The 12,169-nt window shown below is 40.1% G+C and carries 13 protein-coding genes and 3 pseudogenes; 7 read left to right on the top strand and 9 right to left on the bottom strand.

Features of this window, described 5'->3' with window-relative positions:
• Positions 1 to 66: 66 nt before the first annotated feature.
• Complete coding sequence (locus H509_RS0118795) at positions 67 to 1,068, top strand: hypothetical protein (RefSeq protein ID WP_028546441.1); 1,002 nt, start codon at positions 67 to 69, stop codon at positions 1,066 to 1,068.
• A 31-nt stretch (positions 1,069 to 1,099) separates the two neighbouring features.
• On the opposite strand, the gene H509_RS25930 is transcribed toward H509_RS0118795, so the two are convergent.
• Positions 1,100 to 1,849, bottom strand: a complete 750-nt coding sequence (locus H509_RS25930; protein WP_051287393.1) for a MerR family DNA-binding transcriptional regulator — start codon at positions 1,847 to 1,849, stop codon at positions 1,100 to 1,102.
• 161 nt (positions 1,850 to 2,010) lie between these two features.
• On the opposite strand from H509_RS25930, the gene H509_RS0118785 reads away from it, so the two are divergent.
• The 4 genes from H509_RS0118785 (at position 2,011) to H509_RS0118770 (ending at position 4,034) form a co-directional block, all read left to right on the top strand.
• Positions 2,011 to 2,505 (top strand): DUF6022 family protein, encoded by a 495-nt coding sequence (locus H509_RS0118785; RefSeq protein ID WP_028546440.1) that lies wholly within the window; start codon positions 2,011 to 2,013, stop codon positions 2,503 to 2,505.
• Positions 2,506 to 2,621: 116 nt separating this feature from the next.
• Positions 2,622 to 2,849 carry a hypothetical protein gene (locus H509_RS0118780; RefSeq protein WP_028546439.1) on the top strand — a complete coding sequence of 76 codons (228 nt, stop codon included), beginning with the start codon at positions 2,622 to 2,624 and terminating at the stop codon, positions 2,847 to 2,849.
• Between the two features lie 177 nt (positions 2,850 to 3,026).
• Complete coding sequence (locus tag H509_RS0118775) at positions 3,027 to 3,422, top strand: VOC family protein (protein WP_028546438.1); 396 nt, start codon at positions 3,027 to 3,029, stop codon at positions 3,420 to 3,422.
• 168 nt (positions 3,423 to 3,590) lie between these two features.
• Positions 3,591 to 4,034 (top strand): GNAT family N-acetyltransferase, encoded by a 444-nt coding sequence (locus H509_RS0118770; protein ID WP_028546437.1) that lies wholly within the window; start codon positions 3,591 to 3,593, stop codon positions 4,032 to 4,034.
• A gap of 582 nt (positions 4,035 to 4,616) precedes the next feature.
• Here H509_RS0118770 and H509_RS25925 read toward each other — a convergent pair.
• Both H509_RS25925 and H509_RS27320 read right to left on the bottom strand, forming a co-directional pair.
• A pseudogene (locus H509_RS25925) lies at positions 4,617 to 4,961 on the bottom strand (NUDIX domain-containing protein).
• Positions 4,962 to 4,997: 36 nt separating this feature from the next.
• Positions 4,998 to 6,105: pseudogene (locus H509_RS27320) on the bottom strand (IS3 family transposase).
• A 409-nt stretch (positions 6,106 to 6,514) separates the two neighbouring features.
• Between H509_RS27320 and H509_RS0118755 the strand changes: the two are divergent.
• Positions 6,515 to 7,603, top strand: coding sequence for an alpha-helical endospore appendage domain-containing protein (locus H509_RS0118755; protein ID WP_028546435.1), 1,089 nt, complete (start codon positions 6,515 to 6,517; stop codon positions 7,601 to 7,603).
• 218 nt (positions 7,604 to 7,821) lie between these two features.
• Here H509_RS0118755 and H509_RS27315 read toward each other — a convergent pair.
• From H509_RS27315 to H509_RS0118735, 6 genes and pseudogenes are all read right to left on the bottom strand, one after another.
• Positions 7,822 to 7,908, bottom strand: a pseudogene (locus H509_RS27315) (NUDIX pyrophosphatase); the annotation flags it as partial.
• Between the two features lie 105 nt (positions 7,909 to 8,013).
• On the bottom strand, positions 8,014 to 8,871 hold the full coding sequence (locus tag H509_RS0118750) for a P-loop NTPase family protein (protein WP_028546434.1): 858 nt from the start codon (positions 8,869 to 8,871) through the stop codon (positions 8,014 to 8,016).
• Positions 8,872 to 9,239: 368 nt separating this feature from the next.
• Positions 9,240 to 9,419: a tyrosine-type recombinase/integrase gene (locus tag H509_RS28495; RefSeq protein ID WP_245596212.1), complete on the bottom strand. Its 180-nt coding sequence runs from the start codon at positions 9,417 to 9,419 to the stop codon at positions 9,240 to 9,242.
• 226 nt (positions 9,420 to 9,645) lie between these two features.
• On the bottom strand, positions 9,646 to 10,083 hold the full coding sequence (locus H509_RS28490; RefSeq protein WP_245596180.1) for a tyrosine-type recombinase/integrase: 438 nt from the start codon (positions 10,081 to 10,083) through the stop codon (positions 9,646 to 9,648).
• 112 nt (positions 10,084 to 10,195) lie between these two features.
• Positions 10,196 to 10,978: an MBL fold metallo-hydrolase gene (locus H509_RS0118740; protein WP_028546433.1), complete on the bottom strand. Its 783-nt coding sequence runs from the start codon at positions 10,976 to 10,978 to the stop codon at positions 10,196 to 10,198.
• 515 nt (positions 10,979 to 11,493) lie between these two features.
• Entirely contained in the window at positions 11,494 to 11,688 is a 195-nt protein-coding gene (locus H509_RS0118735; protein ID WP_028546432.1) for a hypothetical protein, read from the bottom strand.
• Between the two features lie 189 nt (positions 11,689 to 11,877).
• Between H509_RS0118735 and H509_RS25915 the strand changes: the two genes are divergently transcribed.
• On the top strand, positions 11,878 to 12,169 hold a 292-nt coding region (locus tag H509_RS25915), incomplete at its 3' end, for a transposase (protein ID WP_036698163.1).

Below are 12,169 nucleotides of genomic sequence, written 5' to 3'. Positions count from 1 at the left end.
TCGGTGATATACTCTAGCGGCAAAATGAACGTACAATCAAATAAATACAAAAAAGGAGAGACAATCATGATAAAGGATCGAGCAACTTGGAATAAACAGACAAGTGAATGTAAGGAACAGTTGTTGCGCGAGTTGCATGCACGTCTTCCTTTGGGCTTCACGTTTCTGAAAATGGAGCGCTTCGAGCGATTTGGCCTTGAGTTAGAAACGGGTATCTTTATGTATGAAGGCTGCGAGTTCGTCTATGTGCCTGGAGACCGTGTTACACTTGGCTGGCAAGAATGGGCAATCGGACCAGATGAAAAGACGAAAGGAGAGTTCGAACGCGGCTTGGATGATCTAAATCAAGAGACTGTAGCGTTGGTACAGGTGCTACGAGAGCAAATGTCTCCCGTGCGGGAGGCCCATATCGATCCGATGTTAATTGAACGCCAAACCCGCCCTGTCGCCTGGTACGAGGTGGAGCTAGCTGACTTGGATCCGGGAGACGACAGCGATGTGCTAGAGGCGATTGAACAACTGAGTACGTCGAACTACGACTCTTATGAGCAGCATCAGTCTTTTCGATTGGACAAAGAGGATGGGCTTATCCGCATCTGGTTGTTTGCTGACAGTCCCAGCCAGCAGGCGTGGGCTAGAGACAAACTGCCCGATGGCTTCGATGTGTTAACAGAAGAGGAATGGGAGTATGTGTACGGCGGAGGTTGTCGAACGTTATTTCCTTGGGGCGACAGCTTTGACTATCGTATGAAGGTTAGGCACTTCGGAGAGCTGGAGCAGAACGGGCAGGGAGAACTGCCAGTGAACGCTAGACCATTTGACCTGGAGAAAACTGGCGGCATGGGGCTACAATTCCTTGGAGATCCGTACAAACAGGAACTGACCGTGTCTTCTGGAGGAATCGTGCGCGGCAAAGGCGGGGACGGGGGTGTGCTTATCTGTGGCGGCATGGGAGTAACATGGGGTTATTTACCTGTCGCTACCTATTATCGTGACCCCTATGAGGAGGAGTTGGAGTGGGAGGACCGTGCCGAATACTTGTATTATCGTCGTGTTGTCCGTCTGTAATGAACCTTAGAGAATGAAAAAAATCTACTTGTTAATTGTCGGGTCCATTCAGGTACGGTTGAATGATACTAGCTCCACCGAGGCGTGAGGCTTTGGTAAGCTGAATGAGCTGATGTAAAAAAGATATCCCACACATCTGGGATTCGATGATCTTATCTAAATAAGACCTGATATTTTCAGCCACTTTCATGATCGCCTGCAGATCCGTAGGTTTGGCAGCGGAGATGGATTGCTTAAACAGAACAGTCTCTTCTGAATACACGGAGCTTTGCAGCATTTGAATCAACCTGATTTTTAGCAAATGAGATCCACTGTATTGACGATAACGGTTGTTAGGATTGCGATCCGCCCTTACATATCCTGCTTCGTCCCAGTAGCGGATCGCTGATTTGGAAGCCTGTGTAAGTTCGGATGCTTCGTTCATGGAGAATGTGCTCTCGGCATATGGGGATTTATTTTCGATGTTGTATATCCGAATATCCTGAATTAACCGCTCTAATTTCTGTTTTTCTTTGTATAAAGCGACTTCTTTTTCCCTGATGATCCACAATGCATCTTGCGGCTTGTCCTGTTGGAGACAACGGATCACCTCAGACGTCACTTCCATTCCGAATGCCGGAATCATAGCTCGGATACACGACAGATAAGCAGCGTGCTTGTTTGTATATATGCGGTAGCCATTTGCTGATCGTTCAGCAGGGGGGATTAGGCCTTTAGCCTCGTAATTCCTTATGGTACTGGTGCTAATCATGAATTTAGCTGCCATTTTGTTGGGGCGCATCGTGAAGTCATCATCTCCCTCATTACATTAGATCAAGATTAAACAACTATATAAGGTTTTCTATAAAACAGTTGATCTTCCTTCTCTTTTTTTGCCTAACCTTTCAATTTGCTTGCAAGTTGTACAATGAAATTGAAATAAAGAGAAGGAGGCGTTTGATTGTGGAAAATGGATTCCCGATTTTCCGGCAAGACATGTCGATCGAAGAAATAAGTGAGGTGGCCAACAAGTATGTTGCGTCTGAGTGGAGACCCTTGTACGAGTCCATGCATGAACAATTGACAGCTGCTTTTATTGAAATCGAAGACGCGGCTTATGGCCTTTACTTGGATCGCCTGTTGCCGGTCTTATTCGAGCAGCTGGAGGATGCCGATTTCAGCGTAATGGAGAAGACAGAAGAGAATGATTTCGTTATCGCCAAGTGTTTGATTTTCCGAAATTCCATTGAAAAATGGGGGACGGAAGACAACAGATCGAGAATATTTTGGAATGTCATTTATAACAAGCAGGGCGACCCGATCGGCACCCTACTTACGGAAATTCCCCATTCCCATCTGAAATTTGACATCCCTTCAGCACCAGTCATTTATTCGCTGAGGGAGAGTCTCAAGGAGGGGATCGTACAAGGAATCAGACGCATAAAGGAATCCGGTTAAGTTCAGTTGAAAAGAGTTGTATATCTACGAAGGATGGAACCGATAGGATTGTTGGTTCCATCCTGACAGAAACGATGAAAGGAAATTGTTTTAATTGGAAATGAGGGTGTGAATCCATGAATAGCAATATTATTTGGGGAATCGTATTATTAGCGCTCAGTCTGTTCCTTAAGCCATTATTGGCGATTGTCGGGCTGAATGAAAAGTTGTTCGGACTGCATTGGCAAGGTGAAACGTTGTTTTCAGTAAGTCCTTTTTTAGTTCGGATTGTGTTAGCAGTAGTTGGCGTTATCATGCTTATCATCGGCGGTATGCAAGTTAGAAAGCAGAAGTTAAATAGTTAAAGGGAGCTTCACTGGCTCCTTTTTACGATAAATGTCACTTTTCGGATGACAAGAAAATAAAGTCATGCAAAATACGAGGGCATGATCATTTTCACTGGAATATCACTCTCAATCTCAATGCAGGCACACCTTAAGTATTATGTCTTAAACAAAAAATCCGGAAAGGGAGTTTTATATATGAAACCGCAAGTAACCGTAATTACGTTGTTAACGAATGACATTCCCGAAATGACACGATTTTATCGGGATGTGCTCGGATTCCCAACCATTGTCGACTCTGAGGAGTACGTTGAGTTTGAAAATAGTGGTGTTCGCCTATCCATTTGCTCCAAACAATTAATGGCGTCCATTACAAATGGCCATCACTCTTATTCCGAAGCACACAGGGGACAAGCATTGGAACTATGCTTCCCGTATGATTCGCCTGAACAAGTCCAATTAGCCTATGAGAAAATCATTTCAAATGGCGGGACTGCAATTAAAGAGCCTACGCTCATGCCCTGGGGACATATAGCCGCTTTTTTTGCCGATCCAGAAGGAAACATCCACTCCATCTATACAGAAGCAAGCTAGAGACGGTGAATGACATAGTGAAATCTGTTTGATCGCAAATCGATTAATATCATTCGGAAGAGAGCGGTAAGCATGAAATTATATATCAATTGGAGATATACGATTACCATCTACAAAAATGTGATGAAAGGAGCGTGATAAATTAAAAAGAAAAAGGAGCAGAATGAAATGATACAAAACAGACAAGCAACCGTTAATGACTATGATATGATTATAAATCTTTGGGAAAGATCGGTAATGACCACTCATCATTTTTTGAGTTTCAAAGATAAAGAAGAAATCAAAAAAGAATTACCGATGTATTTTCCTCATCTTGAGGTACGTCTCTGGTATACCGAAGACTCAATCATTGGTTTTACCGCTATCAATGATAATCAATTGGAAGCACTGTTTCTTGATCCCGATAACATTGGAAAAGGGTATGGGAAACAAATTATGCAAACATGCATCAATAGTTTTGGAATCACATCCGTAGATGTGAATAAACAAAATGAGAATGCAACAAGATTTTACTTAAAAAGCGGTTTCGGAATAACCGGTGAAGATTTGACGGATGGAGCAGGCCGACCTTATCCCATCTTACATTTAAAATACATGAAACAGCAGGAGTAATCCATCTGTCTAGGCTGTCGAGAAATCGGCAGCCTTTTAAATAACTACTAAATATTTTTTGACATCACACAGAACTTTAATGTTTTTGCAATTCATAACGTTACATAACTAATTAGGTGCTTGAACAATTTTGTTATCGGAACATCGATGAAAGGAGCGTGGAACAAAAAATCAAACACGTAAAGTCGAGACTCGAACAAAATAGATTTACCAACGGGGCAGACAAAATATATGAGGTCAATCTGATGAGTTTGCTGTTTAATGAATACACTGTTTCACAAAACCCGTATTTTGTACATATATCTATAAAATGATATCAACCCTTATGTATCAAGGGTTCTTATATGATGTGTCACATCATCTCCTACAAAAAACTAGTTGTTGTAGCTTTAGAATAAAGATTGATTAAAAAATTCCCTTCACCATTTATTTATCACCAATACAAAAACTCCATTTTTGAGAAAAGATTGATCAAAATGAAGTTAATCTTTTAACTAAGTATGAGATTTTTATAAAATAGATTGATCAATTAAATGAGCCTTCTTTAGCTAATCTTTCACAAGCTTTTTCTTTGTTCAATTCCTATATCGCCGTTTTATTACTATCCCATTCCCAAAGCGTTACTGCCTCTTCAAAACATAACCAATTGTAGTTGAGGTGCTCTTTTGATTAAGATATATCTTTTGTAGGAACTTTAATACCAAAAGAAAATTCTTTTAATACATAAACGTCTTCTCCCCAAAGGAAGTTCCCAACTACATCTTCTACTGGTAGTGAAGACATAGAATCTAATTCAATATATGGATAATCTCTTTTAATACCAGCCTCTTCAAATGCTTCTCGTTCAACTGATTCAATAGGAGTCTCACCCTCCTCTCCACCACCAGCCAATCCCTTCCAATATCCATAATCACTTCTCTGAAAAATTGCATATTCTGGACTGTCAACACAAAATCAAACAACTTATTTAAGGGCTAACCTTCTGTAGTTTACTGGGCTCATGTAACCTAAGGTTCCATGAATACGATGTTTGTTATACCACTGTACGTAATCACGTAACTCTAACTTGAGATGGTGTAAATTCTTGAAATGCATCTGATGAATAAACTCAGTCTCCATGATTTTAAATGTAGCTTCGGCCACTGCGTTATCATAAGGGCAGCCCTTCATGCTTAGTGAGCGACCAATCTGGAATGTCGCTAGTGTCTCATCAATCAGTTTGTTCTTGAACTCACTGCCACGGTCGGTATGAAATAACTGGATTTGTCGGAGATCCCCTTCTACAGAGGCGAAGGCACGAGCGACTAGAGTTGCGTCCTTGTTAGGACCAGCGCTAGATCCAATAATCTCTCGATTAAACAGGTCGACAAATACACAGATGTAATGCCATCTGTTTCTAACTTTTACATACGTTAGATCGCTTACAACGACCCGTTTAGCCTCTGATTGCTGGAATTGACGGTTTACTCATTAGCTTGCTTGGATTCGTTACAAGCCGGTTTATGTGGTTTATACTGTGTCACTTTGTAAGTAGATACTAATCCTTGTTCCTTCATGATGCGAGCATTTCGACGCCTGGATTCCGTTAATCCTTGCTCGCTCAGTTTGGACTTTATCTTTCTTGTTCCGTACACACTACGATTCTTTTTAAAGATATTTATAATTGGCTAAGTCACATCGTCCTCGGCTTTTCGCTGCTTGGCTTCGTAATAAAATGTACTTTTCGATATTTTCAGGACGTCACACATTGCTGATACCGAGTATTTGTCACGATTTCGCTTGATGACACTTACTTTCGTCCCATGATCAGCGCTGCTTGCTTTAAAATGTCTACTTCCATTTTAAGACGTTCGTTCTCTTTTCGTAATTTAATAAGTTCATTATCTTCTGCAGAACGAGTATCTTTCTCTGAGAAAGATCCGGACTGTTGGTATTGCTTAATCCAACGATCTAATTCGGAAGCACTCAGTTCATACTCTTCTACAATAGCAGCTCTAGGTTTTCCATTCTCGAATAATTGAACCATCTGTTTTTTAAATCCGGAAGTAAATGTACGTCTTTGTCTTGGCATAGTAGATCCACTCCTTGTCATCTTGCTCTTATTCTACTAGCCCTTATTTTTTATGTCCAACTAAGTGTAGCCGATTCACATCGATCCTAGAGTCCTAAGCGTGAGGAGTGGTAGCACGAGCACTTGGACGATCAAACTCAATCTATTCTGAGAAAAATACTCACCTAGACCAATTCTATCCCCCCGAAATAACTGACCACATATATGATACATGATAACTTTCTAAGGCACGTCCATTGCACCTTGAATCATATGCCCTATTGGAAACGGTTCCGTGCACCCTAGTTCTAATCTATTATGGAAAGCAAGAGTTCAAAATTATAGATCATTCATTTAGCCCGAACTTTAAAATGCAAAAGACATAAGATATATAGTAACACCAAATAGAGTATCGAAAGGATGATTAAACTTGACACAAGCTAATATTCCTAATATTACGCCTAGCATTTCTATTTCTAGAGATGATGCCTTAAATCTCTTGTTGGCATCGATTGCTATCGAAGAGCTAGGACTGGGTCACGTTATTAATGCCGAAGCTGAAAAAATCCAATACGCCGTCGGTACGCTGCCAGGACTCACTATTCCAGCAACCATCAGCGATTTGCTCGCTGTTGATACAAGTGTAAAAAGTACCATGCAGGAATTAATTAAGAAAGAAATGCTTCTCCAATCTAAATTGGAGAACATCTTAGCTGCCCCCTCTTTAACAGGCCCAACAGGTGTTACTGGTGCTACCGGACCTGCTGGAGGACCAGTGGGTCCTACAGGAGCTACGGGAGCAACTGGTCCAAGTGGGGCTATAGGAGCTACGGGAGTAACTGGTCCAAGTGGGGCTATAGGAGCTACGGGAGCAACCGGTCCAAGTGGAGCTACAGGAGCTACGGGAGCAACCGGTCCAAGTGGGGCTACAGGAGCTACGGGAGCAACCGGTCCAAGTGGAGCTACAGGAGCTACGGGAGCAACCGGTCCAAGTGGAGCTACAGGAGCTACGGGAGCAACCGGTCCAAGTGGAGCTACAGGAGCTACGGGAGCAACCGGTCCAAGTGGAGCTACAGGAGCTACGGGAGCAACCGGTCCATTAATTACAGCTAATAATGCTAGCATAAGTAATATTGGTATGGTTGTAACTGTTGCTAGCGGAGCAAATGTCCCTTTAATTAGCAACGATGTTATTAATGGAACAGCGATTACGCATACTCCAGGTTCCACAGATATCATGTTAGCACCAAATCAGACTTATTATATTTCTTATCAAGCTGATGTTTCAGTGGGAACTGGAGCAGGACAGTTAGCTTTTGATTTGAATGGAATTTTAGTACCAGGATCGGGAAGTAGTTTCTCAGGAGCAGGTAGTTTACCTGCAAACGCTCAATTTTCAGTATCTGCAGGCGCAGTAATAAATACAGGAGCAGGACCGAATGTACTAACATTAAACAACCTTTCTACCGAAAGTAAAACTATAAATGGAGCAACTGTTCAGGTAGTAAAACTAGCATAACAGATTTTGATAGATTGGAGTGTAATATGAGTAGAATGATGAAAATAATAGGGGTACCACTCACATTTTAACGAAAATATACGCTTAGAATATAAAAAACGTTATTTTTTATATTCTAAGCGTTTTTTATAATCATTTATAAACGTTTATTAATAGATTGATCAATTAAATGAGCCTTCTTTAGCTAATCTTTCACAAACTTTTTCTTTGTTCAATTCCTATGACGCCGTTTTATTACTATCCCATTCCCAAAGCGTTACCGCCTCTTCAAAACATAACCAATTGTAGTTGAGGTGCTCTTTTGATTAAGATATATCTTTTGTATATACCATTATTCAACTATCGTGTACCGTTAGCTTAATAGACTTTCATCTTTTTCAGCCTGCAAGCATTAGAATCTAATTTTCTCGTTAGTTTGTTTGTTTGAAATATTGTGATAAAATGCCCTCTAAATCTTGTTTATAATCGTTTTTATTATAAGAAGAGTTATCAACTTTTATCTTGTTTATGTTTAAGCCTTTAAAAATTTCTTCTTCTAGTTCCCCTCTTGCTTTAAGAACCTGCAGCGTTCCTTCTAACCCTTTGTAATTTTGTTTTTTACCATACCCTTGGTTCGTATAATATTCAATAAATCCCTCAGACCATTCCTTAGGTCTTTCCTTTACAGCTTTTCTGAAAGAATGATCAAGATCGTTCTGATCTACGTAAATCAACAAGGGATTCAGTCGCTCCACAATTGTTGCCAGTTCATAAACGTAACCTATAACGTCTTCCTTCTTCGCATCATATTTAATCATCCCTATGGTTACAGGGTTTTGTATAAAACAACCATCAAAAACAAAGGTGTCTGTGCCATTCAAAGCTCGATCCGCAAACTTCTTCCATCGTTCTGTTATCAGTTTCCTGTTTTGATCTAGCGACAATTCATAAATATCATGTTTGAAAACTGTATGAAGCAATTCATCTGGAAAATCTGACCCGTATTCATTTTTTATTTTCCGATATTCTAGGAAGTAATCGTTACCTTGTTTAATCATGAGATTACTCAACAAATCTTTAAACTTTTCATGGGTACTCAATAATTCATCGCATTCATCTTTCTTAAAGAAAGCGACTCCATCATAATCAGCAGGATGTTCCAGATTTCCTTCTAAAAACAGCTGGGATGTAATGTTCATTTCCGTAAGAATTTCATGAACGAGTTGAGTAGTTGTTGTTTTCCCACATCCTGGAATTCCCTCAATCAAAACTAACTTCTTCGATCTCATAATAAAGCTCCTCCATTCGCTAGTAGGAGGATAAGCAGGTAAGAATCAATAGAGACGCGGTTTCCCACGAATAAAAGCGGATACCATCAGGTATCCGCAGCATGGGTTTATGATACACCTTTCCCTGCATATCCTGTAAGATTAAAGAAAAGCACGCCTAATAAAATAGTGTAGTCACTATTACAGGCATCCTTTCGAATTGTTAATCTTTACAGAATAATCCACATGATAAGGTTTATGCTCCTTTGTTTGCATCTCTAATGTTAAGATTAGCATTAGGTATAGATAAATACAATCAGTTTCTAAACAAATCTGCCCTTTAGTTGAACAGCGGCGGAATTCTAAATGGGATCCGCCGCCATGAACACTTAAAAGAACCGTCGATAAAGCTCTCTCCTACGTTCGCCGCGGAGCTGTGCGTAAATTTGAGTGGTCGATGCTTTCTCATGACCGAGCATGCCTTGGATGAAATCTAAGGGGGCACCGTTATCAAGGAGCTGGCATGCATAAGTATGCCGAAAGCGATGCGGGTATACGTTCGCTTCAATTTCTCCCCGGTCTGCAAGCCGTTTTAAGGCTCACCTAATCGTAGGTATGGCCATTCATTTTGTTGGATGCGTATCAGTAACAAACAAGGCTTTGCAGGAGTCCTCACGGCTGGCCAGGTACTTCTTAAACCATACTTTGCACTCTGTCGTAAAATAAACTTCTCTTTGCTTCGATCCCTTGCCACTAACAATTGCTGAACATTTCTCCCAGTTAAGATTATCGATGTTAATTTTTTTCCATCTCTCCAACACGGCAGCCGGTGCTGTACAGAAACTCCAGCAGCGCTCTTTCCCTGAGTGACTGACAAGAGATCTTTAAGTAGATGACGTCTTCCTCAATCAAAAATTTTGGAATGCACTTATCTAATTTAGGTTCTCTTAATTTTAGAGAAGGATTTGAAGTCAGATACGTCTCTTCATAAGCGTAACGGAAAAGAGAACGAACAAACCGAATGCGATAACCCAGGCTGCTTGGCTTCAAACGATCAGCTTGTTTTGCCAAGTACTCCTTCAGCATGGTTAACGTTACCTCTGTGATATCGAGATTACCAAGCTCTTGCATCAACATTTTGTGCTGAAGGGCGTATGCTTTTAATGTTCTCGTACTGAATCCTTGAATGCGCTTGTCAGCTTCATACAACCTCCACAGCTCATTTAATTTCATAACAAAACCTCCCTATAGAAGCTATTAAATCTAGTTTGCTTATAAGGAGAGGTTTTAATAATTAGCAGGGCGTGTTGAACTAGCGTTTCACATTAGCTTAACATTTTGCGCATTAGAACTGAACGCTGAAACCATTGAAGGTAATAATTCCAGTCCCGAACTTGATGAGATCATTATCTCTCATATATTCAACTGCATTTCTTACTTCTTCTAATATTACTGGTTTTAATCCTAATGTATTATGAGAACCGTATACCATTTTAACGTTAGGTATCCCAGTAATTCTTTCTAATGACTTTACTAGATCAGCAGGGTTTGTTGAAGGATAAAATGCATATACTGGCGTTTCATCATACAGCAAATCCCCTGTGAAGAGATAACCATTGGTTTCATCAAAAACGGAAATATGCCCAGGAGAATGACCTGGAGTATGATAGATAATTAATCTTCTGTTACCTAAGTCAAATACATCGCCGTCATTCAAATTTCCTGTCGGCTTTCCTTGAAATGGCCGGTATGTGTCAGGATTAAATGTTACTGGTGTAGGTATAGTTATATCTCGTCTTATGTCTTTCCTAATCTGTTCAATCGTCAATCCTTTAATTCCATTGATTAACCAGTCTTCATCTCCTTTATGAACAAAGATACGTGCAAATTCAGCGTGACTTCCGATATGGTCAGTATGCACATGGGTAGTAATAACCTCGATAGGCATAGTGGTCAACTGGTCTGTTATCCTCTTAATATTATCTATACCAAGCCCTGTATCAATTAAAATTGCTCTCTTACTTCCTAATAATAAAAATGAATGAACCTTCTCCCAATGTCCATATTCACTAATTGCGTACGTATTTTCATCAATAAATTGCACCGTAAACCAGTCATCTTTAATCATAGTATCCTCCCGCTTGCTGATAATTAAGTCTTTGTTATAACCTATATAATACCGTATTTATAGATTCGAACTATTCTGCCCGTTAGCGCAACATGGCTGCCGATCTATGCTAGCAGCCACGTTTTAGTTTTTATTTAGCTATCGTGTCTTGTTGGTTCAACTTTTTGTATCATTTCACTTTATAGTGGACATATTTGATTTGGGTAGCACATTCTTTTGCTTCTTGTAGTAAGTAGTGTATGGTGTCACCAATTACATTCCATTCTAGGTCGCACAAATAAAGATATCATGTTTTCTTAGAATTTAGTCATGTTTCTTAGTTAAAGGACAACTAGTCTTTAGTATCTAATGGAACTAAATGAAATATATGAAGGGGAAGAAAGCGCAGAAACATACTCCGTTGATCCTTCAAGAGTCTCCGCTTCCACGTTCCTTCATTCAACCTACCATGCCCAAATGATATTCATGAATTAATGGACAAACCCGGGGAATAATCCAAAAACAAACCGCCTGCATTATTCCTGAATTTGATCAATCTCGAGAATCTTGAAGTAATTGATCAGATTCTTACCGAATTCAGTTAGTTTTATTACCGGTTTTCCAACGCCCTCACCTTCTACAATTCCGCCTTCGAACTCTTTTTGAATCAGGCCAACTTGAGTAAGTTTTGTTTCAACATATTTTTCATGCCCACTTGCGATTTGCCCCACTACTTGTAACCATTGTTGATAGGCTTGTTATACCCTATTCTTTTTAAATAAAATAATAAGATATGATGTGACACATCATATCCTGAGAGCGTAAAATATCTTGTGTAAATAGATAAATAGCAAAAAGGAAGACCTTTTCTTGTAAAATTAAGTCACCACAACACAATTCACAGAAAAGAGGTCTTCCCTATGAATCATTTTACATCAGATTTAGTCCAAGCTCTAGTCGCCAAGCAAGATGTGACTGAAGTTTTTCGTTCTCATCTAGAAGCAGCCATGAATCGTTTATTAGAAACCGAATTGACTGCATTTCTTGACTATGAGAAGTATGACCGCATTGGAGTGAACTCAGGAAACTCGCGTAACGGTGGATATACGCGTACACTTCACACGGAGTATGGCGACTTACGACTCAACATTCCAAGAGATCGTAATGGCGAATTTAAGCAGCAGACTGTAGCTCCATATAGGCGTTCTAACG

The sequence above is a fragment of the Paenibacillus taiwanensis DSM 18679 genome, assembly GCF_000425125.1.
Taxonomy (GTDB): Bacteria; Bacillota; Bacilli; order Paenibacillales; family Paenibacillaceae; genus Paenibacillus_B; species Paenibacillus_B taiwanensis.
Note: the sequence above shows the minus strand (reverse complement) of the source record. Positions and strands in the feature narration are given on the sequence as shown.